Genomic DNA, 23866 nt, shown 5'->3' with positions numbered 1-23866 from the left:
TGAGCCTGCCGCTCATTTCTTCGGTGAGTTGAACTGCAGCGTGAAGACGTTGCCGGGAATGCCTTGCGCCAGAGCCGGCGAAAGGCTGAGCGGCAGGCAGTCATTCAGCGCCTTTATCGCCGCATCGACATAGGCTTTGCGCGCCTTGTCGTCGCCGGCGACACGAATGGCGGTTGTTTTAGGCGGCCCGATCAGCGTGCCGTCGCGCTTGAAGCTGAAGCTGAGCGTGACCGAGGAATTGTCGGAATTGGCCGGTGGCGTCCAGCAGGCGAGCAGGGCGGCGCCGACCTCGTTCATGCCGTTGAGCGATGCGGTGGCGGCCGACGGAAAGGGCACAACCGACAGCGCGCCCGCCATCATCAGAAATCTTGCCGTGTTCATCGCAGGTCCTCGTCGCCGTTGCTCTGCCCCTGACGGTATCGTACGATCCATGACGAGGATGACAATAGGCTTTCAGTCCACCCGTCGGTGGTGCAATCATACTGTCGTGATTTCGGCGATGGCCGCGAAAAGCAAAAGGCCGGCACGGAGCCGACCTTTCCCTTGCCTCGCCATGGCGCCAGTACATCCGTGGTCGCAGCGAGGTCTAAACCCAGTAGACAGGTCTTAGGTAAACGAAACCTTAACGCCGGGGGACCGCTACGCCCTGGCCTGGGATTTCACATGCGCGATGTAGCCCCGCACGTCGCCGGCCGGCTCCGCATAGGCCTTGCCGAGTTTCTTCTCCAGCGCCGCCATGTACTCCTTCGCCCATTTGGGCAGCGCATAGTCGACGACCGCCAGGAATTCGAGCGTTGCCCCCAGCCTTATGTCGGCGATCGACGGGTTGTTGCCGCCGATGAACGGTTTGCCGTTACGGAAGAAAGAGTGAAACACCTCGAGCGGCTCGGCGATCGCGGCCATCGCCGCCTTCTGCGCTTCCGATTTTTTGTCGGGATGAGCGTCGCTGTGGCCGACCTCGCCGGCATATTGCGGGAAGCCGAGCGCCGGATAGGTGGCGCGCGCGACATAAGGATAAAGCGTGCCGATTAGATAGAACATGGCGCTGTCGATCATCGCCCGCTTGGCCGGCGCCTTCGGATAGAACTTCTCCAGACCGTGCTTGTTGGCGAGATACTGCATGATGGCGCAGCTTTCCCACAGCACGCCGCGCGGCAGGCCCTTGTCCTCGATCATCGGCGTCAGATGCGCCGGATTGCGCGCCAGGAATTCCGGCGAGCGCGTGTGGCCCCAGGCGTCGGTTTCAGCCGGATCGAGCCCGGCCGCGCGCGCGAACACCCTGACCGTCATGTTGTTGACGCTCGGCCTCAGCATGCTAAGTTTTATGCCGGGCTTCTTGGCCGGTTTGGCCTTGGCTTTAGGTGCGGCTTTTGCCGTCACTTTAGGTGCGGCTTTTGCCGTCGCAGCCTTTGCCGCCGCCTTCGCGGTCGGCTTTGCCGCGGCCTTGGCCGCGGGTTTCTTCGCGCTCTTCGCTGCAGCCTTTGCCATCTGTTCCTCCCTTATGGCTTGCTCAATATGGATTCTTCGCCGTCCGCTCATCCGACAGGGTTTCGCGCGACCGCTCGACCAGCGCCTGAATGGCGTCGGCCAGATGGAGTTCGGCGATATTGTAGTCGCCGCGCGCCACGCGGATCTTGTGCGCCTCCATCAGCACGTCTGCATGGGTGAAGCCGGCCGGCGGCTCGAAACGGTAGGAAGCAAGCTCGATCAGAAGTCCCAGCGGATCCTCGAAATAGATCGAATCCATGAAGCCGCGATCCTTGACGCCGCTGTGCTTGATGCCGCGCTCGTCGAGTCGCGCGACCGCCTGCAGGAAGGTGACCCGCGACACCGCGAAGGCGATGTGATGGACGCAACCGATATCGGTCGGCGTCCGCCGCTTGACCGGGGTGCGGCTCTCGTCGGTGAAGACGGTGATGAGGCGACCGTCGCCCGGATCGAAATAGAGATGGCTCTCGCTCGCCTTGTCGAGATTGGGCTGCTCGAAGATGAAGGGCATGCCGAGCACCCCTTCCCAGAAGTCGATCGAGATCTGGCGTCCGGCGCCGACCAGCGTGATGTGATGAACGCCTTGCGACTGCAGCTTCCGCATTGGTTCCTCCCCGCGTTCCGCTCGCCTCTTCTGCCGGGCAAGTTCGAAACCGCATCCCCTGGCGCCTTCGGCCAGGGCAGCATGATGCAATGCTAATTCAATCCGCGACACCACGCCAGAAGGGACATGTTGCCGCTAGATCTGAACCTGGACCGAAGACCTTGTATGACTGAGGAGAATCGACCCCTATTCCCGCCGTTGCAGTTGCCCCTCGCGAAGCAAGGCTCCTCGAAACGCGTACATCATTCGAGGCCGGCGGTCCGCAGCCCCTCAAGATAGGCGGCGCGATCCTGTTTCCGGGTCATCGGGTAATATTTCTCCACCCATTGGACCGACAGTGTTGGATGGAGTCGCTTCGCCTCTGAAAGGGCATGCGTCGCCTCATCGAGATCCCCTGCCATTCCTGCCGCGGCGGCCAGCGTCCGCCACGCAGCGCCAAAATGTGGCCGAAGCTGCACTGCCCGGTGCTCGAAACTCGCTGCGTCGACATATCGTTGGGCAACGAAGTGACACATCCCGGTCACGGTCAAAACTCCCGGCTGCTGCGTGGAATCGCGCGGGCTAAGTCGCTCGGCGATCGCGAGATGGTTCAGGCCCTCCTCCGGCATTCCACCAAAGCCGTACGCGGCGCCCAGAATGACATGTGCGATGGCCAGGTTTGGATTGAGGGTGATCGCATCGGTTAGTGCGGTGACGGCCGCCTGCGATCGGCGTGCCATCATGTGCACGTAACCGGCAGCGAAATGCGTCCAAGGATCGTCGGCATCATGCGCAATGGCTCGCTGAGCCATCTCATTCGCCTTCGGAAGAACCTCGGCCGGCTCCGCCAATCCGAGCAGCACCCGGGAAGCCATCGTCCAGGCGAACAGGCTATTGGCACGCGGGTAGTCCGGGTCAGCGTCTACGGCCCTGCGTAGCAGTTGTTCGGCGACCGCGAGCTCGCTTTCCGAGCTCCAGCTCCATATGTGAGGCATCGCCTTCATTACAAAGCCCCAGGCGTCCAGGCTGGCGGGGGGCCGGCTAATGTAACGCTGATGCTCTGCCGCATAGAGCTTAGGTTCGACGGCACCGATGACGCTATCGGCGATCTGATCCTGTAGCGTGAAGAAATCAGCCAGCTCGACGTCGTACCGCTCTGTCCATACTTGGCGCCCACTGGAGGTGTCACTCGCCTCGGCGCTGATCCTGAGCCGTTGACCCGAGCGGCGGACACTGCCGCCCAGCACGTAACGGACCCCGAGTTCACGCCCGACTTGTTTCACGTCGATGGCTTTGTCCCTGTAGCTGAAGGACGAGTTGCGGGCGCAGACGAAAAGCCACCGCAGCCGCGCCAGCCGCATGATGATATCTTCAGCGAGACCGTCGGCAAAATATTGCTGCTCGGCATCGTCGCTCAGGTTGACGAAAGGGAGCACGGCAATCGAAGGCTCAGGCTCCGCCGAATTTCGCGCGGCTGCTGCCTCGTCGAGCCTCTCGATCGCGCCGGTGAAACGGTAACCAACCCGCGGGACGGTTGCGATCCACTCTGTTCCGTCTGCCATGGAGCCGAGAAGGCGCCGCAGGGACGCGACCTGGACCGAGAGATTGCTTTCCTCGACTGCGGTCCCCGGCCAAGCGGCGTCCAGTAGTTCGGACTTGGTCAGGACCTCCCCGGCGCTCCTTGCCATCGCCGATAGGAGCAGCAGCCCCCGGTAGCTGATCGCGACAGGCAGGCCCTGCCTCAGAAGCGTTCCCGCCTCGGGGTTGAGCACAAAAGGACCAAATGCGAGCCGCTGCTCCGGCATCACGAGACATTATGTGTTTTCGGCGATTTTCGGAACTGTTCGGCCGCGCTTCGATACGTTTTGCAGGCGGCCCGACATCTTGGCTCCAGCTCAGCCAGAGGAGAGCGTGCAATGCCTGGGAGCCGGGACTACCCGACGATAGCAACTGAAGCCCCAACTGTGCGGGCGGTTCAAAGCCCTCCCGGACGTGAGGAGGAGTTCCGTGCCGCGCTCGATCGCTACATCGCCTTCTATGCCGAACGACAAAGACACCATACAGAGTCCGCCGAGCGGTCTGGCGAACCCGCAGGATCGTGTGTGCGCATGCGGAAACGTTCAACGTCCTGGTGGGACCTTTCGCCGGTGAAAATCATCGACAAGTTTCGCAGCAGTCCCAAATTGTATCCATTGGGAAAGTTGCTCTTAAAGCGCCTCTAGGCCGGCGCACGGCTCAGCAGTCTGGACCGATTCGGACATGCTTTGCATTGTCGCGGTAGCTGTAGCTGGGGCAGGCTCCAATCGAGACCTGCGTTTTAAGAACCTGCCCTACGGAACTCCCTGCCCGCCGTGACCGTTTAGCGGTTGATGGCACTGGCTGACGACATCCAGATGGCGGAACGGCACGTTCTGCAAGCAGAGCGGCACATCAAGTGCCAGCGCGCGCGCATCGCCGCGCTGAAGCGCCGTCGGTTGCCGCGTGGCAAAGCGTCCAACTTTCTGCAATTGCTTGAAGATGCGCAATCGATGCACCTCCAGCACCTGTCGAGGTTGTTGGAGCAAGCGTCACGCGAAAGAACGGAAGCCGGATTCGCCGCCGTCGCCCTTGCTGCGGAATGATCTGCCTTCTGGATTCTTTTCGAAAATCAGTTTTTGGAAGCTTGGTACGCCCAAGGGGAATCGAACCCCTGTTCCCGCCGTGAGAGGGCGGTGTCCTGACCGCTAGACGATGGGCGCGCTCAAGAACCGGCTACATAGGCTGGCGGCTGGGAAAAAGCAACTGGGGTTTCGGGCTGTCCGCAGACTTTGCGAAATACCCCTGTCAGCCTTGCCGTTTCGGCTCGATCAGGTCCCAGAGATTGCCGTAGAGATCGGAAAATACCGCCACCGTGCCATAGGCTTCGTGGCGCGGCGCCTCGCGGAACTCGATGCCCCTGTCGAGCATCGCCCGATGGTCGCGGGCAAAATCGTCGGTCTCGAGGAAGAGAAAAACCCGGCCGCCGGTCTGGTTTCCGATGCGGCTGGCCTGCTCCTCGCCGGAAGCTTCCGCCAGGAGCAGCCGCGCGGCTTGGCCTTTCGCCGGCGCGACGGTGACCCAGCGCTTGCCGCCGCCAAGGTCAACATCCTCGGCAAGCACGAAGCCGAGCCGCTCGACATACCAGGCGATCGCCTCGGCGTAATTGGCGACGACGACCGCCACGGTCGCGACGCTGCGATGTTCGGCAAAGCCGCTCATTTGTTTCGGATTGGGAATTGGCCGATCACGCGGCGCTCGGCGATGTCGTAGACGAAGATCGAACGGCTGCCATCGGCAAGCTCGGCGTCGATCGACAGGCGGTTTCCGGAGAGCGACTGGCTGATCACCTTGGCGCCCACGGGAAGCACGATGTCGCCCGAGAGCGACGCGCCGACCGGAACCTGGACATCGCCGGCAGGCGCCGGTCCGGCAACAGGCGCGTTGCGCGCTTTGTAGACAAGCGCGCCGATCACCACCATAAGGGCGAGAAACAGAAGGCCGAGATTGACGATCATGAAGCGGACGAGCTTGCGGCGCACATTCTCGGCCGCGGGGTCGAGCGGCTTTTCCTCATCTTCTTCGGCGATCGGCCGGGCCATGGCTAAACAATCCGCAACGGGTTTCGATGAGCGCTCATAACGAAGAGACCCCGATATTGATAGAGGACGAATTGGCGGACGAGGAATCCGGCGAAGCCGTCGTGCTGGAAGCCGGCCCCGACGCCGCCGGCCAGCGCCTCGACCAGTGGCTTGCCGTCAGGCTCGGGCCGGAGCTCTCGCGCAGCCGTGTGCAGGCGCTGATCCGCCAAGGCGCGGTTTCCATCGCCGGCAAGCCGGTGCTGGAGACCAAGCGCAAGCTGATTTCCGGTGAGCGGATCGAAATTCTGGTGCCCGCGCCCGAACCGGCCGAGCCGCAAGGCGAGGACATTCCCCTCGACATCCTCTACGAGGACAACGAGCTGATCGTCATCAACAAGCCGGCGGGACTGGTCGTCCATCCCGGCGCCGGCAACTGGACCGGCACGCTGGTCAACGCTCTGATCCATCATTGCGGCGAGACCCTGTCAGGTATCGGCGGCGTCAGGCGGCCGGGTATCGTGCACCGGCTGGACAAGGAGACCAGCGGCGTCATGGTCGTGGCCAAGACCGACCGGGCGCACAAGGCGCTGTCGGAAGCCTTTGCCGACCATGGCCGCACCGGCGATCTCGAGCGCGCCTATCTGGCGCTGGTCTGGGGCATTCCGCAGCGGCCGACCGGCACCGTCGACGCAGCCTTGGGCCGCGCCGCCGACCGCGTGCGCCGAGCCGTGGTGCCGGAAGGCCGCGACGATGCCCGTCATGCCGTCACCCATTTCTCCGTCATCGAGCGCTTCGGCGAGGGCCAGCAGGCCTTCGCCACCGCAAGCTTGGTCGAATGCCGGCTGGAGACCGGGCGCACCCACCAGATCCGCGTCCACATGGCCCATATCGGCCACCCGGTGGTCGGCGATCCGGATTACGGCCAGGCCTTCCGCACCAAGGCCAACCGGCTGCCCGTCCCCCTGAAAACCAAGGTCCAAGCCTTTCCCCGGCAGGCCCTGCACGCCTGGCTCCTTGAATTCCGGCACCCGACCACCCATTTAACGATGAGGTTCGAAGCGCCGATGCCGGGAGACATGGAGGAACTCGTCGGCGACTTCCGAAAACTTTGAACCGGCCCGCCACGAACAAGCTGCAAACCAGCCATCAAAAAACCTGACCGGCGTTGTTCACTTCAGCGTGACAGACTGTTTAGCGTTGAACAAATGCCTGTCTTTTCTGGTTTTGTTCCTATATACACAGGTTGTCGCGGATGAGCCTTTGGCATCCGTGACGTGTGCCCGCCGCGTTTCGGGGGCATCCACTCCAAAGAGAGAGGGGCGCTATCATGGCCCAATCGTTACCCAGTATTGTTTCCGGTGAAGGCGGTCTCGCCCGTTACCTGGAAGAAATCCGCCGCTTTCCGATGCTTCAGCCGCAGGAAGAGTACATGCTCGCGAAACGTTACGCCGAGCATCAGGACACCACCGCTGCCCACAAGCTCGTCACCAGCCATTTGCGGCTCGTCGCCAAGATCGCCATGGGCTATCGCGGCTACGGCCTGCCGATCGGCGAGGTGATCTCGGAAGGCAATGTCGGCCTCATGCAGGCCGTGAAGAAATTCGAACCGGAGCGTGGTTTCCGGCTCGCCACCTATGCCATGTGGTGGATCAAGGCCTCGATCCAGGAATACATCCTGCGCTCGTGGAGCCTGGTCAAGATGGGCACCACCGCCAATCAGAAGCGTCTGTTCTTCAACCTGCGCAAGGTGAAGGGCAAGATCCAGGCGCTCGATGACGGCGACTTGAAGCCCGACCAGATCGCCGAGATCGCCACCCGCCTCAACGTTTCCGAGGCCGAAGTGGTGTCGATGAACCGCCGCCTGTCGGGCGACGCCTCGCTCAACGCTCCGATCCGGGCAAGCGAAGGCGAGTCCGGCGAATGGCAGGACTGGCTGGTCGACGACCACGAAAGCCAGGAAGAGATGCTGATCGAGCAGGACGAGCTGGAAAACCGGCGCTCCATGCTGTCGGGCGCTCTGTCGGTCCTCAACGATCGCGAGCGGCGCATCTTCGAGGCGCGCCGCCTCGCCGAAGAGCCGCTGACGCTGGAAGAGCTCTCGGCCGAGTTCGACATCAGCCGCGAGCGCGTGCGCCAGATCGAGGTGCGCGCCTTCGAGAAGGTGCAGGACGCGGTCAAGGCCGCCGCCAAGCGCCAGATGCAGGCGCTGCGCACCATCGAAGCGCAGCCGGCGGCTTAAAGGTCAAGGCACGAAATGAAAAAGGCGGCGCTTCGGCGTCGCCTTTTTTGTTTGGCGAAGGTGGTGAATCATGCCCTTTCTCCCCGTCACTATACGGGGAGAAATGTCCGGCAGGACAATGAGGGGCAGCGCCGACGCTGCGAGGTTACCGTTCCAACAATCGGATCGGGAGCCGGCGCGCTCATCCTCGATCGCCGCGCCGCCCCTCATCCGCCCTTCGGGCACCTTCTCCCCGTTCAACGGGGAGAAGGAAAAAAGCTCACGCCGTCGGCTGCTTGGTCTTCCTTAGGTAAGGAAGAACAGTCTCATACGCGCCAAAACGCTTGATCGCATCCTCATTGGAGACGGCGGCAGTGATGATCACATCGTCGCCCTGCTTCCAGTTGGCCGGCGTCGCCACCTGGTGTTTTGCGGTCAGCTGGATGGAATCGATGACGCGCAGGATCTCGTCGAAGTTGCGGCCCGTGGTCATCGGATAGGTCAGCACCAGCTTGATCTTCTTGTCCGGGCCGATGACATAGACCGAGCGCACCGTGGCGTTGTCCGCCGGCGTGCGGCCCTCGGAGCTCTCGCCGGCGCCCGCCGGCAGCATTTCATAGAGCTTGGCGACCTTGAGGTCCTTGTCGCCGATCAGCGGATAGTGCACCGTTTGGCCGGTAGCGGTCTTGATGTCGGCCTGCCACTTGTCGTGGCTCGACACCGGATCGACCGAGATGCCGATGATCTTGACATTGCGCTTTTTGAACTCGCCCTCGAGACCGGCCATTGTGCCGAGCTCGGTCGTGCAGACCGGCGTGAAATTCTTTGGGTGGCTGAAAAGCACCGCCCAGCCGTCGCCGATCCAGTCATGGAAGTTGATGGTGCCCTGCGTGGTCTCGGCCGTGAAATCCGGCGCGACATCGTTGATACGAAGACTCATGACCTGTCCCTACCCTTTTTGAAAATCGTAGCCGGCTTGCGGCTGGCCGTCGCCGGCGGCAAAAGCGTAGCACCATCGCGCCTTGGATTAAACGCTCGCGATGATGGTGATGGCCCACGCGAGGCGAATTTTTTGCGTGACCGCCGGCAATTCGCGGCAGGATTTTCCGTCGGAACGGGTACCGGAGCCGCTCAGGCCTTCTTCACCGCGAGCGTCACCGCGAGATCTTCCATGCGCTGCGCAAGCGCGCCGAGCGCCGTTGTCAGCACGCTGTCGCTCTTGTCGGCCTTGGTCAGCGCCTCGTCGCGCGTCTTGCGCAAGGTCAGCACCTCGCTCTCCATGCCCTTGACGCGCTTGGTGAGCTCGGACAGCTCGTCCATCACCATGATGCCGGCCATGACGGTGAGCCGCTGGTCGCCGATCTCGCCGAAGGAATCCTTCAGATGCGAGACATAACGGTCGAAGCGCTCGGCAAGGTCGATCAGGTGCTCTTCCTGGCCCTCGTCACAGGCCATCCGATACTGCTTGCCGTCGATGGAAACCGTGACCTGTGCCATTGCGCTACCTGTCCAGCCCTATCTGTCCAACACGGCGCGGATGGTTTCCATGGCGGTCACCAGCCGTCGCGACACTTCCTTGTTGGCGTCTTCAAGCCGCTCGGCACGCGCCTCGGAATTGTCGAGCTCCTGCGCCAGGCGCGAACGGTCGGCGTTCATGCGCTGCACCTCTGCCTCGGCTTCCGAATAATCACGCTCATGCTCGAGCTTCGCCGCCACGGCGTTTTCCAGCCCTTCCATGGCCTTGCCCAGCCTGGCGATGACTTCCTTGAGGGTCGTTTCCCCGGTCATGGCTTCGTCCTATGCCCTGCCCATCACCGAATCGCACGCATTCAGAACGCGTTACCTCGGAAAGATTAGGCGCCGGGTGAAGGGCGCGTCAACAAAGCTCTCGCGACTGTCCCCCGCTATCGCTAATGTAAGGCGCTCGACACACAAAAAAGACGCCATCACAAGCCCGGCAAAATCCATCCCGATTTGTTGACTAAAAGGCCGTGCCTGCTATGTGTCGCGGCATCCTTTTCCAAGGGTTCTCCCCAGGCTCCAACCCACTTCCGGAGGAAGCATGACCTCGCGTGAACAACATGATCGGATGGCCAACGCGATCCGTTTCCTTTCCATGGACGCCGTCGAGAAGGCGAATTCCGGTCACCCTGGCCTGCCGATGGGCTGCGCCGATATCGCCACGGTGCTGTTCAGCCGTTTCCTGAAATTCGACGCCAAGGCGCCGCACTGGGCCGACCGCGACCGCTTCATCCTGTCGGCCGGCCATGGCTCGATGCTGCTCTATTCGCTGCTGTACCTCACCGGCTATGAGGACATGACGATCGACCAGATCAAGAGTTTCCGCCAGCTCGGCTCCAAGACAGCCGGCCATCCCGAATACGGCCACGCCGCCGGAATCGAGACCACCACCGGTCCGCTCGGCCAGGGCCTGGCCAATTCGGTCGGCTTCGCGCTCGGCGAGCGCATCATGAACGCCGCCTTCGGCAATGATCTCGTCAACCACTACACCTATGTGCTAGCCGGCGACGGCTGCCTGATGGAAGGCATCTCCCAGGAAGCCATCGCGCTTGCCGGGCATCTGAAGCTCAACAAGCTGATCGTCTTCTGGGATAACAACAACATCTCGATCGACGGCCCGGTCTCGCTGGCCGACAACACCGACCAGGTCGCCCGCTTCCAGGCCTCGGGCTGGAACGCCAGCCACATCGACGGCACCGATCCGGAAGCGATCGCCTACGCCATCGAGGCGGCGCGCCATTCCGACAAGCCGACGATGATTGCCTGCAAGACCACCATCGGCTTCGGCGCCCCGACCAAGGCCGGCACCAACAAGGCGCATGGCTCGCCGCTCGGCGCCGAGGAAATCGCCGGCGCCCGCAAATTCTTCAACTGGGAGTCGCCGCCCTTCGAGATTCCGGCCGACATCCTCGACGCCTGGCGTACCGTCGGCGCCGGCGGCGCCAAGGCGCGCGCCGACTGGGAAGGCCGCCTGGCCAAGGCCGAGCCGAAGCTCAAGGCCGAGTTCGAGCGTCGCATCGCCGGCAAGCTGCCTTCCAATTTCGACGCCGTCATCGCCGACTACAAGCAGAAGCTGTCGGCCGACAAGCCGAAGGTCGCCACCCGCAAATCCTCCGAGATGGCGCTGGAAGTCATCAACGGCGCAGTGCCGGAAACCATCGGCGGCTCGGCCGACCTCACCGGCTCCAACAACACCAAGACCAGCCAGACCAAGAACATCACGCCCGACGATTACGGCCAGCGCTATGTCCATTACGGCATCCGCGAGCACGGCATGGCGGCGGCCATCAATGGTCTCACGCTGCATGGCGGCCTGATCGCCTATGGCGGCACGTTCCTGTGCTTCTCCGACTATGCCCGCCCCTCGATGCGCCTCGCTTCGCTGATGGGCATCCGCTCGATCTTCGTCATGACGCATGACTCCATCGGCCTCGGCGAGGACGGCCCGACCCACCAGCCGGTCGAGCACATGGCGGCGTTGCGCGCCATCCCGAACCACAACTTCTTCCGCCCGGCCGATGCGGTGGAAACCGCCGAATGCTGGCAGATCGCGCTCGAATCTGAAAAGACGCCGTCGACCCTGGCGCTGACCCGCCAGAACCTGCCGACGGTGCGCACGGAGCATTCGCAGAAGAACCTCTCCAGCCAGGGCGCCTACGAGCTTGCCGCGGCAAACGGCGAGGCGGTGGTAACGATCTTCGCCACCGGGTCCGAGGTCGAGATCGCGCTCGGCGCACGCGACCTGCTCGAAAAGCACGGCCATCCGACCCGCGTCGTCTCGGTGCCATGCTTCGAGCTGTTCGACCAGCAGAGCGACGACTACCGGGCCAAGACCATCGGCAACGCCAAGGTGAAGGTCGCGATCGAGGCCGGCATCCGCCAAGGCTGGGATCACCTGATCGGCACCGACGGCATTTTCGTCGGCATGCACGGTTTTGGCGCCTCCGGCTCGATCGAGCAGCTCTATCCGCATTTCGGCATCACCGCTGAGGCCGCGGCGAAGGCGGTCGAGACTCGTCTGCACGGGTGACCGGCTGCGTCAATTCGCGGGGCCGCAAATAAGCGGCTCCCCGATGCTGGACCAACCTAATCGATTTAAGTTCGACCTTCTGCGGCTGGATTCTTTGCCCCGTGGCCGCTATGAAGCAGCGGACCCAATCGCCCCCAGTCCCTAGGGAGAAAACAATGACCGTCAGAGTTGCCATCAACGGATTTGGCCGCATCGGCCGCAACATCCTGCGCGCCATCCATGAATCCGGCCGCAAGGACATCGACGTCGTCGCCGTCAACGATCTCGGCCCGGTCGAGACCAACGCGCACCTGCTGCGCTATGACAGCGTGCATGGCCGCTTCCCGCACGAGGTGAGCGTCGACGGCGACCAGATCTCGGTCGGCAAGGAGAAGTTCAAGGTCACCGCGATCAAGGATCCGACCCAGTTGCCGTGGAAGGAGCTCGGCGTCGACATCGCGCTCGAATGCACCGGCATCTTCACCGCCCGCGACAAGGCCGCCGCGCACCTTGCCGCCGGCGCCAAGCGAGTCCTCGTCTCGGCCCCGGCGGAAGGCGCCGACCTCACCGTCGTCTACGGCATCAACCACGACAAGCTGACCAAGGACCACATCGTCATCTCGAACGCGTCCTGCACCACCAACTGCCTGGCGCCGCTGGCGGCGGTGCTGCATGAGACCGTCGGCATCGAGAAGGGCATGATGACGACGATCCACTCCTACACCGGCGACCAGCCGACGCTGGACACCATGCACAAGGACCTCTACCGCGCCCGCGCGGCAGCGCTGTCGCAGATCCCGACCTCGACGGGTGCCGCCAAGGCGATCGGCCTGGTCCTGCCCGATCTCAAGGGCAAGCTCGACGGCATCTCGATCCGCGTGCCGACCCCGAACGTCTCGGTGGTCGACCTCAAGTTCATCGCCAAGCGTTCGACCAGCGCGCAGGAGATCAACGAAGCGCTGATCGCCGCCTCGAAGGGCAAGCTGAAGGGCATCCTTTCGGTCACCCACCACCCGAACGTGTCGATCGACTTCAACCACGATCCGCATTCCTCGATCGCAGCGCTCGACCAGACCAAGGTGATGGACGGCAACTTCGTTTCGGTGCTGTCCTGGTACGACAACGAATGGGGCTTCTCCAACCGCATGGGCGATACCGCCGTCGCCTTCGGCAAGACCATCGCCTGATCGAACGCCCGCTAAGCGGTTTGAAACGCCCGGCTTCGGCCGGGCGTTTTCGTTTTAGTCTCGGCGGTTCCGCATGCCGTGGAGATTAGCCGCAACACCCAGTCGCGTCGTCATTCCAGGGCGGAGCAAGGAGCGAAGCGACGCGCGCAGACCCTGGAATCCATGCCGTTACCTTGGCCGGAGGATGCAAACGGTGCAAAATTCTGCACCCTTGCTACGGATCCTCGGGCCTGCGCGCGTCGCTTCGCTCCTTACTCCGCTCGTGGATGACGACAGGAAAGCGGCTCCTCCATTTCCCCACGCCAGCAGAATCCAAAAAACCACGCCATTGCCTTGCACCGGCCATGTCTTCGCCCCACTCTCTGGTGAAGCGGGAAGCAGTGGGGATTCTGGAGGGGCAATAGCGGATGGAGCATGCGATCTATCTCGTGACGCTGGTCGGCACGGCGCTCATTGTCGCCGCCGCGTTTTCGAGCCTGATCGCCTTCCGCTTCGGCGCTCCTTTGCTGCTGCTCTTCCTCTGCATCGGACTTGCCACCGGCGTCGACGGGCTCGGCATCGAATTCGACAACGCCCGGCTGGCTTATTTTGCCGGCTCACTGGCTCTCGCCATCATCCTGTTCGATTCCGGTTTCGGCACGCCGCTCAACGCGCTCAGGCAGGCGGCCGGACCCGCGCTGTCGCTGGCCACGATCGGCGTGATCCTGACCACTGGCATCTTTGCCGCTGCCGCGTCCTATGTTCTCAAACTGAGTTGGCTGGAATCCTCGCTGCTTGGCGCCGCCGTCGCCTCCACCGACGCGGCCGCCGTGTTCTTCCTGCTGCGCGCCGGCGAGATCCATCTGCGCGAACGCGTGCGTTCGACCCTCGAAGTGGAATCCGGCACCAACGACCCGATCGCCATCTTCCTCACCATCACCCTGGTCGAGATCATCGCCGCGCACGCCAACCCGGAAGCCAATGTGCTCGCCACCAGCCTTTTGCTCGGCTTCCTCGTGAATATGGGGCTCGGCGCCGTCATCGGCGTGCTCGGCGGCTTCGGCATCGTGCGTCTGGTCGAGCGTCTCAATCTCGACCATGGCCTACTGCCGATCTTCGTGCTGACGCTGTCGCTGATGGTCTTCGCGGCAGCCGGCGCCATCGGCGGCTCGGGCTTCCTCGCTGTCTACCTTGCCGGGCTGATCGCCGGCAATTCCGACATCCGCGCCGTCACCATCCTGAAACGCTTCCAGGACGGCATGTCATGGCTGGCGCAGATCATCATGTTCCTGATCCTCGGCCTGTTCGCCACGCCCTCGCAGTTCCCGACGATCCTGGTGCCGGCGATCCTGCTCGGCCTGTTCCTGATCTTCGTGGCCCGCCCGGTCGCCGTCTGGCTGTGCCTGATCCCGTTCGGCCTGCCGCGTCCCGAGGTCGCCTTCGTGTCCTGGGTCGGCCTGCGCGGCGCGGTTTCGATCCTGCTTGCCATCACGCCGCTGCTCGGCGGCCTCGAGCATGGCCGCCTGATCTTCAACGCCGCCTTCATCATAGTGCTTGTCTCGCTGGTGGTGCAGGGCTGGACGGTCGGTCCGCTGGCGCGCCGCCTCGGCCTGATCGTGCCGGCCCGTCTCGGGCCACTGGACAAGGTCGAGCTCGAACTGCCGGGCTCTGCCCATCACGAGCTGCTCGCCTATCGCGTGGCGCCTGGCAGCCCGGTGGCGCGCGGCGAGCGCATCCCGCGCTGGGCCCGGCCCTCGCTGGTGCTGCGCGACGGCCGCTCGATGCGCTTCCAGGATATGGGCCGGCTCACCGCGGGCGATCAGGTCTACATCTTCGTGCCGGACCGCTACCCACGCCTGCTCGACAAGCTGTTCGCCAGCCGCGCCGTAGTCGATCCCGAGGACGCCGACTTCTTCGGCGCCTTCGCGCTCGATCCGGCCCGCCCGGCGGCAGAACTGGAAGCCGCCTACGGGCCGGGTCTGACCGAAGCCGAACAGAAGCTCACCGTCGCCGCGCTGGTTTCGGAGCGGCTCGGTGGTCGTCCCGAATATGCCGACCGCGTCGTCATCGGCCCGATCGAGCTGATCGTGCGCGATGTCGACGAAAAGGGCAGGATTACCGGACTTGGCCTCTCCTTCGAGCCAACCGCGCCGGTGGCGCGCGTGCCGGTATTCATGAGCGCCGGCGAGATCGGCGACCGCATAGCGGCGCTGATCCGCAACTGGCGCAGGCCGGTGGAAAAGCAACCGGTCGAGGACGTGCCGATCGACCCCGTGGCGCCGGCACCGGGCGAGCAAAGGGCAACCGGCGAAGGCTGATGTCTCACGGCGACATCATTTTTGCGCGCGCGCCGTCGACGCGACCCTTGCATCGTCCTTCGCGCCGGGTAAGGTCGCCCGCGTTTTCGCTAAAGCAATTCCAGGAAAGGTGTGGAGGGTTCTCCGTCCGGAATTGCGTCAAGGCAGTAGGAAGGAACGACCATGGCCGGCTTCAAGACACTCGATGATATCGGCGCCGTCAGCGGCAAGCGCGTGCTGGTGCGCGTCGACCTCAACGTTCCCGTCGCCGACGGCAAGGTGACCGACGCCACCCGCATCGAGCGCATCGCGCCGACCATCGCCGAGCTCTCGAAAAATGGCGCCAAGGTCATCCTGCTGGCGCATTTCGGCCGCCCAAAGGACGGTCCATCGGCCGAGTTCTCGCTGGAGCCGATCGCCAGAGCGACAGCCGAAGTGCTTGGTCGTCCGGTCGGCTTCGCCGCCGACTGTGTCGGCGACAAAGCCGCCGAGGCCGTTGCCGCCATGAAGGACGGCGACGTCCTGCTGCTCGAAAACACCCGCTTCTACAAGGCCGAGGAGAAGAACGAGCCGGCCTTCACCGAAAAACTCGCCGCCAATGGCGACGTCTATGTCAACGACGCCTTTTCCGCCGCGCACCGGGCACATGCCTCCACCGAAGGCCTGGCGCGTCATCTGCCGGCCTATGCCGGCCGCACCATGCAGGCCGAGCTCGACGCGCTGGAAAAGGGCCTGGGCAATCCGGTGCGCCCGGTGGTCGCCATCGTCGGCGGCGCCAAGGTCTCGACCAAGATCGACCTTTTGATGAACCTCGTGAAGAAGGTCGACGCGCTGGTGATCGGCGGCGGCATGGCCAACACTTTTCTTGCCGCGCGCGGCACCGATGTCGGCAAGTCGCTCTGCGAGCACGACCTCGCCGGCACAGCCAAGCAGATCATGATCGAGGCGGCGGAAGCCGGCTGCGCCATCATCCTGCCCGCCGACGGCGTGGTGGCCAAGGAATTCAAGGCGGGTGCCGCGAGCGAGACCGTTGCCATCGAGTCCGTGCCGGCAGACGGTATGATCCTCGATGTCGGCGCAAAGACCGTGCAGAGCGTCAACGACTGGATCGACCGGGCCGCGACGCTGGTCTGGAACGGCCCGCTCGGCGCGTTCGAGATCGAGCCTTTCGACCGCGCAACGGTGGCCGCGGCAAAGCATGCCGCGGCCCGCACCAAGGAAGGCAAGCTGGTGTCAGTCGCTGGCGGCGGCGACACGGTGGCGGCGCTCAACCATGCCGGCGTCGCCGACGACTTCACCTATGTCTCGACCGCCGGCGGCGCGTTCCTCGAATGGATGGAAGGCAAGCCGCTGCCCGGCGTCGAGGTGCTGAAGCGGTAAGACCAGCCAGGGGCGACCAACACTGGGCTGGCCGATTTCAGTCGTGAAAACTTTCAATCGATTCGTGCTTTTCGACGCCATTCCCTTGGCGGTAGAGTTCCGCTAAGCGCGGAACCGACACCGTCAAGGAGAGCACCCATGAGCGAACGTCTCGAAGATATCGCCGCCGCTATCGTAGCCAATGGCAAGGGCCTGTTGGCCGCCGATGAGAGCTCCGGCACCATCAAGAAGCGCTTCGACGTCATCGGCGTCGAATCGACCGCCGACAACCGGCGCGACTATCGCGAGATGATGTTCCGCTCCAAGGAGGCGATGACGAAATACATCTCGGGCGTCATCCTCTATGACGAGACCATCCGCCAGAAGGCCGCCGACGGCACGCCGCTGGTCGATATCATCAAGGCGGCCGGCTCCATCCCGGGCATCAAGGTCGACGCCGGCGCCAAGCCCCTGGCCGGCTTTCCGGGCGACACCATCACCGAGGGCTTGGATGGGCTGCGCGAGCGGCTTGCCGATTACTACAAACTCGGCGCCCGTTTCGCCAAATGGCGCGCGGTGATCGACATCGACACCGGCAAGGGCGTGCCTTCCGCCAATTCGATCGCCTCCAACACCCATGCGCTGGCCCGTTATGCCGCGCTCTGCCAGGAGGCCGGGATCGTGCCGATCGTTGAGCCGGAAGTGCTGATGGACGGCGCGCACTCGATCGACACCTGCTACGAAGTCTCCAAGGCGACGCTGGTCAAACTCTATGACGAGCTCTTTACGGCACGTGTCGTGCTGGAAGGTTCGATCCTGAAGCCCAACATGGTCATCTCCGGCAAGAAGTCGGGCAAGACGGACAGTCCGGAGGAAATCGCCGAAAAGACAATAAAACTGTTCCGCGAAGTGGTGCCGGCGGCGGTGCCGGGCATTGCCTTCCTCTCCGGCGGCCAGGAGGATGAGGAGGCGACCGCCAACCTCAACGCTATCAACGCCATCGGCCCGCATCCCTGGAAACTGACCTTCTCCTATGGCCGCGCGCTGCAGGCCGCGCCGCAGAAGGCATGGAGCGGCAAGGCGTCGAACATCGCCGCCGGCCAAGCCGCCTTCACCCACCGCGCCCATATGAACCATCTGGCCGCGCTCGGGAAATGGCAGCCGGCGCTGGAAAAAGTCGCCTGACGTTTATCCATCTCGTTCATCGACAACCCGGGCCAGTGGCTCGGGTTTTGTTTTTTGCAGGCCGCACTCCTACCTGAGGCAGCGAAACAACGGCGACTGTGTCGGGTTGAGCCGATGTCGAACGTCCTTGGCAGGAGAGGACAGGAGATGGTCATGCAACGCAATGCCGTGGTTTCACGCGAGGACTGGTTCGAAGCGCATCGAAAGCATCTTGAACGCGAAAAGGAGCTGACAAAGTTTCGCGCCCTTATTGCCGCCGAGCGGCGGCAGCTGCCCTGGTTCAAGCTGCGCAAGGATTATGTCTTCGAGAGCGAAGCGGGACCGAAGCGCCTTGGCGACCTCTTCGCCGGCAAGAGCCAGCTCATCGTCTATCATTTCATGATGGCTCCGGGTTGCGATCACCGTTGCCAGGGCTGCTCGTTCCTCGCCGACCATATCGACGGCGCCAACCAGCATCTGAAACATCATGACGTATCGCTGGTCGTCGTCGCACGCGCGCCGCTGGCGGAGATCCTGCCCTACAAGCAGCGCATGGGCTGGAAGTTCGACTGGGTGTCGTCCTATGCGTCCGACTTCAACTTCGACCTGCAGGTCTCCTTCACCGACAGGCAGATCGCGGCCGGCGAGACCACCTACAATTTCGAGAAGCGTCCGTTGCGGTCGAAAGACCTGCCCGGCACCAGCGTCTTTTATCGCAACGAATGCGGCGACATCTTCCTGACCTTCATGTCGCGCGCCCGCGGCGGCGACGCGTTGATCGGTGCCTATCATTATCTCGACATGACGCCCAAGGGCCGCGACGAGACCGGCCCCTATCACAGCCTGATGGACTGGGTACGCCTCCACGACCAATACCAGGACAGGGACGAGAACCGGCCGGACTGCTGCGCGTGATCGTCTCGTTCACCTCGGCTGAAACATGCGCTAAAACCGAAATGAACCGAATGGGCGTGCGGCTCTGCAACGAGCGCGGCGCTATTGCCGCCGCGCGCCTGCCGATCACCAACCCGGAAGCCGGCTTCGCCTCTGACGGCTTCCACGCTTCCGAAGCAGGTTATCGCGCCTGGGCGGAGCATCTGCTGGATTTCGTGCTGGATAACGAAGCAGCCTAACCGGTCGGCCGCGTTTAAGCCCAATGACCCAAGACGGCGGCAAGCGAGATAGCCAGCATGGCGAGCAGCGCCAGCTTCCAGAAATCGCCGCGCCGCTTCAGCCCCGGCCAGCCCAGCGGCTTGATGACCTGGATCAGCATGATGCCGCAGATGACAAGGGCGAGCAGTTTCGTCATGCCGCCTTTGACCAGCAACGATGGCGGCTGTCAAAGCTGTTCTTACGGCACTGTTCGGGCCGAGCACTCCTGACAGAAATCGGCTTCATCCGGGCCCTGCGAGGGACACCGCGCCCCTTCTTCCCTACCCTGCCAACCTCCTGACAGACTGCTGTCAGGAGGGGTGTGAGATACTCTTCTCATTGAAAAGAGAGGAGTGAGGTCATGAACGGTTTTACCATCCTGCGCAGCGTGCAGCACTATGTCGGCAGGATCCGCACGGTGCGCAACGATATCCGCACCCAGCGTTTCCTGAACACCTTGCCGGCGGACATCCGCAAGGACATCGGCTGGCCGGATCTTTACCAGGGCCGCGTGCGCGAAAACTGAAATTTTGCCGCCGCGACTTGGATTGTGGCGGCACCACGCCCAGATGTAATGCGGCCAGTGATGTTGAGTTCAGGGAAACAGGCCTTTGTTGCCGATAGCTTCGCCGCAGCCTCCTGACAGTATGTTGTCAGGAGGAATGCGGTAATTGGAGCGGCTTCGATCCTGACAGTGACGAACATGAACCGACGATCCGGAGTAATCCGCGTATGGTGAAAAGCTGGAACGACAGGCTGAACACGCCGGGCATCAACGGCATCAAACCGTCGCCGCGCTCGGTCGGCGATGTCGTCGGGGGCCAGCCGATGCTGGTGCCCACCGCACGCCAGGTCGACGACTTCATCCGCTCTATTCCCGAAGGGGTGGAGATGGATGTTCGCGCGCTACGCACCGCACTGGCCATCGAGCACGGGGCCGAAGTGACATGCCCGGTGACGATCGGCTATCATCTTCGCACCGTTGCCGAGGCCGCTCACGAGGATCTCGAGCGCGGCATGGCGTTGAGCGACGTCGCGCCGTTCTGGCGCGTGCTGGACGCTGAGACGCCGACCACGGGCAGACTGTCCTTCGGAGCGAAATTCGTTGCCGCGCAGCGCAAGCGCGAAGGGCTGAAGCCATAAACCCCGGGGGAGGAATCGATGCGCCGCGCCGACAGGCTTTTCCAGATCGTGCAGCATTTGCGGGGTGGCCGGCTGGTCACCGCACAGAAGCTCGGCACGTGGCTCGAGGTTTCCGAGCGCACCATTTACCGCGACATAGCCGACCTGCAGTCGACCGGCGTGCCGATCGACGGCGAAGCAGGCGTCGGCTACATGATGAGGGAGGGTTTCGACCTTCCGCCGCTGATGTTCACGCGTGACGAGATCGTGGCGCTGGTTGCCGGCGCCCGCATGGTGCGCGCCTTTGGCGGCGCGGCAATGGCAAGGGCGGCCGACGAGGCGCTGGTCAAGATCGGCGCCGTGCTGCCCGATACCGAGAAGGACCGCATCGCCCGCACCGAAATCCACACGCCGATGTGGGTGGTAAGCGATGCCGCGCGCGAGGCGATCGACCTGATCGAGCGCGCCGTGGAGAAACGCCAGGTGCTGACCATCGACTATTCCGACGAGGCCGGTCGCGGCACCGCGCGCGACATCAGGCCGCTCGGCCTGTGGTTCTGGGGCAAGGTCTGGACACTGGTCGCCTGGTGCGAGATGCGCGACGATTTCCGCGCCTTCCGTATCGACCGCATCGCCTCGGTCGTCATCGCCGGCCGCACCTTCAAGCCGGAGCGCGGCAAGCAGCTCGCCGATTTCTACCGCGCCGTCGAGCGCTCCGAGGATTACGGCATGGCCCCCGACCGCGCCGCGCGGACGTGACTTGCGCTTTTCTCCTTCTCCCCTTGTGGGAGAAGGTGGATCGGCGCTTTAGCGCCGAGACGGATGAGGGGTGTTCCAGCGGAGTGAGACGCTGGCTTTCCCCCTCATCCGTCGCCTTCGGCGACACCTTCTCCCACAAGGGGAGAAGGTAAGAGCGCTCACTCCTCGCCTTCGTCCTTGTCCTTCGACTTCAGCGCCGAGAGCTTGGCGAACACCGCGTTGGCGTCGAGCTCCTGGTCCTCGTCCTTCGGCTTCTCCGGCGCCGGGACCAGCCGTTCGGTGAGTGCGGCCGGCAGCAGCGTGTCGCCGACGGGCTGCGGCTGCTCGCGGCCGCGCGAGGCGCGATTGACTTCGAGGTCGAGGTCGATCTGAGAGGTGAGGCCGAGCGTCACCGGGTCCATCGGCTGCAGATTGGCCGAATTCCAATGCTTGCGTTCGCGGATCTGCTCGATTGTCGACTTGGTGGTGCCCACCAAACGGGCAATCTGCGCGTCCTTGAGCTCGGGGTGGTTGCGCACCAGCCACAGGATGGCATTCGGCCGGTCCTGGCGCTTCGACAGGGGCGTGTAGCGCGGGCCCTTGCGCTTCGATTCCGGCACCCGCACCTTCGGCTCCGACAGCTTCAGCCGATAATTGACGTCCTTCTCGCCGCGCGCTATCTCGTCGCGCGTCAGCTGGCCGGTGATGATCGGGTCCATGCCCTTGATGCCCTGCGCCGACTCCCCGTCGGCGATCGCCTTGACCTCCAGCGGATGCAGCCCGCAGAACTGCGCGATCTGCTCGAAGGAGAGCGCGGTGTTGTCGACCAGCCAGACGGCGGTCGCCTTGGGCATCAGCAGCGTATTGGCCATGTCAAAAATCCTTCTCGTTCGCCCGCGTTCCCGCGCGGGCGGTGGTTTTAGAGCCACCAAAATGGGAAATTCGCGGCCTGTATAAACGCTCCCTCGAAATTTCGCAATGTTTTTGGGAAGGACCGGATTCAGGGCCCTGAAAAGACAAAACCCGCTGGACGATGTCCAGCGGGCTTGGAACCGGAAACGAAGCAAGCGTCTCGACGGCTCTTGCTTGCCTGTCCAGCCCGGCCTTGCGGCCGGGCTGCGTCTGATTACACCGCCTGGCGGGCGATGCGCTCGATGTCGCCACGGCTGATGCCGAGGTCGTTCAGCTGGCGGGCATTGAGCTTGTTCAGCTCGCGCACGGTTTCGTTGTACATGCGCCACTTACGGAAAGCACGGATCGGGTTCATTTCAGTTTCTCCAGTCATTTGATGAAATCGTTTGATGCCGCGTAAATAGGCATGCCTGCCCAAGAATTGAACGGACGCTTTTGCATGGCCGCAATGCGTTTTGTGCATTGCACCATTAACGATGCGTTCAGCTTGGAACTGGGGGACAAGCGCAGACCCAGGATGGGTCGAGATTCAGGTCAGGCCGAGCCGAGAATGGTGGCGTTCGAGAACCGGAGCGGAGCGTACTTTTCGTACGTGAGCACCGGAAGCGCAGAACGCCGCCATTCGCAGGCCGGCCTCACCTGAATATCGGCCTATCCTACCCGACGTCGAGGACGATCTTGCCGATATGCTCGCCCTCTTCCATCCGCTCATGCGCCCGCCAGGCTTCGGTTAGCGGAAAGATCATATCCATGACGGGAGCCACCTTGCGCGTGCCGAGCAGCGGCCACACCTGGGCCTCCAGCGCGGCCGCGATCGCCGCCTTGAACTCGACGGTGCGCGGCCGAAGCGTCGAGCCGGTATGGACAAGGCGCTTGACCATGAGCGTCGCGAAATTGGTGCTTGCGACAGCGCCGGCCTGCACGGCGATCTGGACGATGCGCCCCTCGACGGCCGCGGCTTCGTAGTTGCGGGCAACATAGTCGCCGCCGACCATGTCGAGAATGACGTCGGCGCCCTTGCCGCCGGTCGCCTCCTTGACCGCGGCGACGAAATCCTCCTCGTGATAATTGATCGCCCGGTCGGCGCCGAGTTTCAGGCAGGCCTCGCATTTCTCCCTGCTGCCGGCGGTGGTAATCACATAAGCGCCGAAGGTCGACGCGAGTTGGATGGCCGTGGTGCCGATGCCGGACGAACCGCCATGGACAAGCAGCGTTTCGCCTTTCTTCAGCCCGCCGCGCTCGAACACATTGTGCCAGACGGTGAAGTAGTTTTCCGGCACCGCCGCTGCCTCCGAATAGGTGAAGCCCGCCGGCAGCGGCAGCACGCTGCCGGCATGCACCTTGACATATTCGGCATAGCCGCCGCCCGGCGTCAGCGCGCAGACCCGGTCGCCGATGCGCCAGCGCGATATCTCGTCGCCGAGCGCCGCGATTTCGCCGGCCGCCTCGAGACCAGGCAGGTCAGAGGCGCCGGGCGGCGGCGGATAGGCGCCCTTGCGCTGCTGCACGTCCGGCCGGTTGACGCCGGCCGCGTGCACGCGGATCAGCACTTCGCCGGGGCCGGGGACAGGCACGTCGCGGGTTTCCGGCTTGAGCACCCTGGGACCGCCGGGTTGCGAGATCGCGATGGCTGTCATCTTCTCCGGGATCTTGTCCTTGTTCGCCATCGCTGTCCCGTCTCCTCGAATCCTGTCTTGTCACAGTGGTTTGCATCGGCGCCCCTGCCCTATGTATGCTGATTGCCAAATCAGGCAAATGGCCAAGCAAGGGAGAAGCGACGATGGCGATCTTCGACGACGAACCCCGGAAGAATGCGCGCCCGCACGAGATCGGCCAGGACCTCTCGCTGCTTTCCGTCGACGAATTGTCGGAGCGCATCGCGCTGCTGCGCGACGAGATCGCCAGGCTGGAGGCAGAGCGGGCCGCCAAGGGCGCCACCAAATCCGCCGCCGACGCATTGTTCCGGCGCGGATAATCTCGTCGGCGCGCAAGACCGCCGCCGAAAAGCCCCAATACGCCTGTTCTCAGACGCCGGCGCCCG

26 protein-coding genes, 1 tRNA gene and 1 pseudogene are annotated in these 23866 nt (G+C 63.5%); 14 read left to right on the top strand and 14 right to left on the bottom strand.

Annotation, left to right across the window (positions count from 1 at the left end; genetic code table 11):
* Positions 1–12: 12 nt before the first annotated feature.
* The 4 genes from CK230_RS08740 to CK230_RS08725 all read right to left on the bottom strand — a co-directional run bounded on the left by CK230_RS08740 (position 13) and on the right by CK230_RS08725 (position 3876).
* Positions 13–357, bottom strand: coding sequence for a hypothetical protein (locus CK230_RS08740; RefSeq protein WP_245429871.1), 345 nt, complete (start codon positions 355–357; stop codon positions 13–15).
* 282 nt (positions 358–639) lie between these two features.
* Complete coding sequence (locus CK230_RS08735) at positions 640–1488, bottom strand: glutathione S-transferase family protein (protein WP_095816767.1); 849 nt, start codon at positions 1486–1488, stop codon at positions 640–642.
* Positions 1489–1510: 22 nt separating this feature from the next.
* Entirely contained in the window at positions 1511–2092 is a 582-nt protein-coding gene (locus CK230_RS08730; protein WP_095816766.1) for a VOC family protein, read from the bottom strand.
* Between the two features lie 242 nt (positions 2093–2334).
* On the bottom strand, positions 2335–3876 hold the full coding sequence (locus CK230_RS08725) for a winged helix-turn-helix domain-containing protein (RefSeq protein ID WP_095816765.1): 1542 nt from the start codon (positions 3874–3876) through the stop codon (positions 2335–2337).
* 564 nt (positions 3877–4440) lie between these two features.
* On the opposite strand from CK230_RS08725, the gene CK230_RS08720 reads away from it, so the two are divergent.
* The gene (locus CK230_RS08720; RefSeq protein ID WP_095816764.1) at positions 4441–4692 is read left to right on the top strand and encodes a hypothetical protein; all 252 of its coding nucleotides are present in this window, start codon (positions 4441–4443) and stop codon (positions 4690–4692) included.
* Between the two features lie 42 nt (positions 4693–4734).
* Here CK230_RS08720 and CK230_RS08715 read toward each other — a convergent pair.
* From CK230_RS08715 to CK230_RS08705, 3 genes are all read right to left on the bottom strand, one after another.
* Positions 4735–4809: transfer RNA gene (locus tag CK230_RS08715), tRNA-Glu, on the bottom strand.
* An 85-nt stretch (positions 4810–4894) separates the two neighbouring features.
* Positions 4895–5308, bottom strand: coding sequence for a VOC family protein (locus tag CK230_RS08710; protein WP_095816763.1), 414 nt, complete (start codon positions 5306–5308; stop codon positions 4895–4897).
* Positions 5305–5688, bottom strand: a complete 384-nt coding sequence (locus CK230_RS08705; RefSeq protein ID WP_095816762.1) for a fimbrial protein — start codon at positions 5686–5688, stop codon at positions 5305–5307. Before CK230_RS08705 ends, CK230_RS08710 begins: the two co-directional genes overlap by 4 nt.
* A gap of 26 nt (positions 5689–5714) precedes the next feature.
* On the opposite strand from CK230_RS08705, the gene CK230_RS08700 reads away from it, so the two are divergent.
* The gene (locus CK230_RS08700; protein WP_095816761.1) at positions 5715–6779 is read left to right on the top strand and encodes an RluA family pseudouridine synthase; all 1065 of its coding nucleotides are present in this window, start codon (positions 5715–5717) and stop codon (positions 6777–6779) included.
* A gap of 215 nt (positions 6780–6994) precedes the next feature.
* Positions 6995–7906, top strand: a complete 912-nt coding sequence (gene rpoH / locus CK230_RS08695) for an RNA polymerase sigma factor RpoH (protein WP_095816760.1) — start codon at positions 6995–6997, stop codon at positions 7904–7906.
* Between the two features lie 259 nt (positions 7907–8165).
* Here rpoH and CK230_RS08685 read toward each other — a convergent pair whose 3' ends face one another.
* The 3 genes from CK230_RS08685 to CK230_RS08675 form a co-directional block, all read right to left on the bottom strand.
* The gene (locus CK230_RS08685; RefSeq protein WP_095816758.1) at positions 8166–8825 is read right to left on the bottom strand and encodes a peroxiredoxin; all 660 of its coding nucleotides are present in this window, start codon (positions 8823–8825) and stop codon (positions 8166–8168) included.
* 191 nt (positions 8826–9016) lie between these two features.
* Complete coding sequence (locus CK230_RS08680; RefSeq protein WP_042641578.1) at positions 9017–9382, bottom strand: cell division protein ZapA; 366 nt, start codon at positions 9380–9382, stop codon at positions 9017–9019.
* A gap of 18 nt (positions 9383–9400) precedes the next feature.
* Positions 9401–9673 carry a DUF4164 domain-containing protein gene (locus tag CK230_RS08675; protein WP_023763725.1) on the bottom strand — a complete coding sequence of 91 codons (273 nt, stop codon included), beginning with the start codon at positions 9671–9673 and terminating at the stop codon, positions 9401–9403.
* A 274-nt stretch (positions 9674–9947) separates the two neighbouring features.
* Between CK230_RS08675 and tkt the strand changes: the two genes are divergently transcribed.
* The 7 genes and pseudogenes from tkt to CK230_RS08640 all read left to right on the top strand — a co-directional run.
* Complete coding sequence (gene tkt / locus CK230_RS08670) at positions 9948–11936, top strand: transketolase (protein WP_095816757.1); 1989 nt, start codon at positions 9948–9950, stop codon at positions 11934–11936.
* Between the two features lie 155 nt (positions 11937–12091).
* Positions 12092–13102, top strand: coding sequence for a type I glyceraldehyde-3-phosphate dehydrogenase (gene gap / locus CK230_RS08665; RefSeq protein WP_095816756.1), 1011 nt, complete (start codon positions 12092–12094; stop codon positions 13100–13102).
* Between the two features lie 407 nt (positions 13103–13509).
* Positions 13510–15399, top strand: coding sequence for a potassium/proton antiporter (locus tag CK230_RS08660; RefSeq protein ID WP_245429860.1), 1890 nt, complete (start codon positions 13510–13512; stop codon positions 15397–15399).
* A gap of 162 nt (positions 15400–15561) precedes the next feature.
* Positions 15562–16758 carry a phosphoglycerate kinase gene (locus tag CK230_RS08655; protein WP_095816755.1) on the top strand — a complete coding sequence of 399 codons (1197 nt, stop codon included), beginning with the start codon at positions 15562–15564 and terminating at the stop codon, positions 16756–16758.
* A gap of 138 nt (positions 16759–16896) precedes the next feature.
* Positions 16897–17922: a class I fructose-bisphosphate aldolase gene (locus tag CK230_RS08650; protein WP_095816754.1), complete on the top strand. Its 1026-nt coding sequence runs from the start codon at positions 16897–16899 to the stop codon at positions 17920–17922.
* Between the two features lie 153 nt (positions 17923–18075).
* Entirely contained in the window at positions 18076–18816 is a 741-nt protein-coding gene (locus CK230_RS08645; RefSeq protein WP_095816992.1) for a thioredoxin family protein, read from the top strand.
* Between the two features lie 35 nt (positions 18817–18851).
* Positions 18852–19034 (top strand): annotated as a pseudogene (locus CK230_RS08640) (SGNH/GDSL hydrolase family protein); the annotation flags it as partial.
* 14 nt (positions 19035–19048) lie between these two features.
* Here the strand turns inward: CK230_RS08640 and CK230_RS08635 are convergent.
* Complete coding sequence (locus CK230_RS08635) at positions 19049–19210, bottom strand: hypothetical protein (protein ID WP_095816991.1); 162 nt, start codon at positions 19208–19210, stop codon at positions 19049–19051.
* A 204-nt stretch (positions 19211–19414) separates the two neighbouring features.
* On the opposite strand from CK230_RS08635, the gene CK230_RS08630 reads away from it, so the two are divergent.
* The 3 genes from CK230_RS08630 (at position 19415) to CK230_RS08620 (ending at position 20934) form a co-directional block, all read left to right on the top strand.
* Positions 19415–19579 (top strand): hypothetical protein, encoded by a 165-nt coding sequence (locus CK230_RS08630; RefSeq protein WP_095816753.1) that lies wholly within the window; start codon positions 19415–19417, stop codon positions 19577–19579.
* Positions 19580–19785: 206 nt separating this feature from the next.
* Positions 19786–20196: a hypothetical protein gene (locus tag CK230_RS08625; protein ID WP_176480051.1), complete on the top strand. Its 411-nt coding sequence runs from the start codon at positions 19786–19788 to the stop codon at positions 20194–20196.
* 18 nt (positions 20197–20214) lie between these two features.
* Positions 20215–20934: a YafY family protein gene (locus CK230_RS08620; protein WP_042641559.1), complete on the top strand. Its 720-nt coding sequence runs from the start codon at positions 20215–20217 to the stop codon at positions 20932–20934.
* A 158-nt stretch (positions 20935–21092) separates the two neighbouring features.
* On the opposite strand, the gene CK230_RS08615 is transcribed toward CK230_RS08620, so the two are convergent.
* The 3 genes from CK230_RS08615 to CK230_RS08600 all read right to left on the bottom strand — a co-directional run bounded on the left by CK230_RS08615 (position 21093) and on the right by CK230_RS08600 (position 23492).
* Positions 21093–21785 carry a DUF1013 domain-containing protein gene (locus CK230_RS08615; RefSeq protein ID WP_095816752.1) on the bottom strand — a complete coding sequence of 231 codons (693 nt, stop codon included), beginning with the start codon at positions 21783–21785 and terminating at the stop codon, positions 21093–21095.
* Positions 21786–22039: 254 nt separating this feature from the next.
* A complete protein-coding gene (locus CK230_RS08610) occupies positions 22040–22180 on the bottom strand; it encodes a DUF1127 domain-containing protein (protein WP_095816751.1) in 141 nt (46 codons plus the stop codon).
* Between the two features lie 301 nt (positions 22181–22481).
* Entirely contained in the window at positions 22482–23492 is a 1011-nt protein-coding gene (locus CK230_RS08600; protein ID WP_095816749.1) for an NAD(P)H-quinone oxidoreductase, read from the bottom strand.
* Between the two features lie 113 nt (positions 23493–23605).
* Between CK230_RS08600 and CK230_RS08595 the strand changes: the two genes are divergently transcribed.
* Positions 23606–23800 (top strand): DUF1192 domain-containing protein, encoded by a 195-nt coding sequence (locus CK230_RS08595; RefSeq protein WP_095816989.1) that lies wholly within the window; start codon positions 23606–23608, stop codon positions 23798–23800.
* Positions 23801–23866: the final 66 nt, after the last annotated feature.

It is taken from the genome of Mesorhizobium sp. WSM3859, assembly GCF_002295065.1.
Classification (GTDB): domain Bacteria; phylum Pseudomonadota; class Alphaproteobacteria; order Rhizobiales; family Rhizobiaceae; genus Mesorhizobium.
Note: the sequence above shows the minus strand (reverse complement) of the source record. Positions and strands in the feature narration are given on the sequence as shown.

Excerpts from the sequence above, each read along its gene's own strand:
- CK230_RS08615 (WP_095816752.1), bottom strand. The coding sequence starts at position 21,785 with ATGGCCAATACGCTGCTGATGCCCAAGGCGACCGCCGTCTGGCTGGTC.
- rpoH (WP_095816760.1), top strand. The coding sequence starts at position 6,995 with ATGGCCCAATCGTTACCCAGTATTGTTTCCGGTGAAGGCGGTCTCGCC.
- CK230_RS08660 (WP_245429860.1), top strand. The coding sequence starts at position 13,510 with ATGGAGCATGCGATCTATCTCGTGACGCTGGTCGGCACGGCGCTCATT.
- CK230_RS08625 (WP_176480051.1), top strand. The coding sequence starts at position 19,786 with ATGGTGAAAAGCTGGAACGACAGGCTGAACACGCCGGGCATCAACGGC.
- CK230_RS08650 (WP_095816754.1), top strand. The coding sequence starts at position 16,897 with ATGAGCGAACGTCTCGAAGATATCGCCGCCGCTATCGTAGCCAATGGC.
- CK230_RS08675 (WP_023763725.1), bottom strand. The coding sequence starts at position 9,673 with ATGACCGGGGAAACGACCCTCAAGGAAGTCATCGCCAGGCTGGGCAAG.
- tkt (WP_095816757.1), top strand. The coding sequence starts at position 9,948 with ATGACCTCGCGTGAACAACATGATCGGATGGCCAACGCGATCCGTTTC.
- CK230_RS08705 (WP_095816762.1), bottom strand. The coding sequence starts at position 5,688 with ATGGCCCGGCCGATCGCCGAAGAAGATGAGGAAAAGCCGCTCGACCCC.
- CK230_RS08725 (WP_095816765.1), bottom strand. The coding sequence starts at position 3,876 with ATGCCGGAGCAGCGGCTCGCATTTGGTCCTTTTGTGCTCAACCCCGAG.
- CK230_RS08600 (WP_095816749.1), bottom strand. The coding sequence starts at position 23,492 with ATGGCGAACAAGGACAAGATCCCGGAGAAGATGACAGCCATCGCGATC.
- CK230_RS08680 (WP_042641578.1), bottom strand. The coding sequence starts at position 9,382 with ATGGCACAGGTCACGGTTTCCATCGACGGCAAGCAGTATCGGATGGCC.
- CK230_RS08685 (WP_095816758.1), bottom strand. The coding sequence starts at position 8,825 with ATGAGTCTTCGTATCAACGATGTCGCGCCGGATTTCACGGCCGAGACC.
- CK230_RS08645 (WP_095816992.1), top strand. The coding sequence starts at position 18,076 with ATGCAACGCAATGCCGTGGTTTCACGCGAGGACTGGTTCGAAGCGCAT.
- CK230_RS08595 (WP_095816989.1), top strand. The coding sequence starts at position 23,606 with ATGGCGATCTTCGACGACGAACCCCGGAAGAATGCGCGCCCGCACGAG.
- CK230_RS08740 (WP_245429871.1), bottom strand. The coding sequence starts at position 357 with ATGGCGGGCGCGCTGTCGGTTGTGCCCTTTCCGTCGGCCGCCACCGCA.
- gap (WP_095816756.1), top strand. The coding sequence starts at position 12,092 with ATGACCGTCAGAGTTGCCATCAACGGATTTGGCCGCATCGGCCGCAAC.
- CK230_RS08655 (WP_095816755.1), top strand. The coding sequence starts at position 15,562 with ATGGCCGGCTTCAAGACACTCGATGATATCGGCGCCGTCAGCGGCAAG.
- CK230_RS08735 (WP_095816767.1), bottom strand. The coding sequence starts at position 1,488 with ATGGCAAAGGCTGCAGCGAAGAGCGCGAAGAAACCCGCGGCCAAGGCC.
- CK230_RS08635 (WP_095816991.1), bottom strand. The coding sequence starts at position 19,210 with ATGACGAAACTGCTCGCCCTTGTCATCTGCGGCATCATGCTGATCCAG.
- CK230_RS08730 (WP_095816766.1), bottom strand. The coding sequence starts at position 2,092 with ATGCGGAAGCTGCAGTCGCAAGGCGTTCATCACATCACGCTGGTCGGC.
- CK230_RS08620 (WP_042641559.1), top strand. The coding sequence starts at position 20,215 with ATGCGCCGCGCCGACAGGCTTTTCCAGATCGTGCAGCATTTGCGGGGT.
- CK230_RS08700 (WP_095816761.1), top strand. The coding sequence starts at position 5,715 with ATGAGCGCTCATAACGAAGAGACCCCGATATTGATAGAGGACGAATTG.
- CK230_RS08610 (WP_095816751.1), bottom strand. The coding sequence starts at position 22,180 with ATGAACCCGATCCGTGCTTTCCGTAAGTGGCGCATGTACAACGAAACC.
- CK230_RS08630 (WP_095816753.1), top strand. The coding sequence starts at position 19,415 with ATGAACGGTTTTACCATCCTGCGCAGCGTGCAGCACTATGTCGGCAGG.
- CK230_RS08720 (WP_095816764.1), top strand. The coding sequence starts at position 4,441 with ATGGCACTGGCTGACGACATCCAGATGGCGGAACGGCACGTTCTGCAA.
- CK230_RS08710 (WP_095816763.1), bottom strand. The coding sequence starts at position 5,308 with ATGAGCGGCTTTGCCGAACATCGCAGCGTCGCGACCGTGGCGGTCGTC.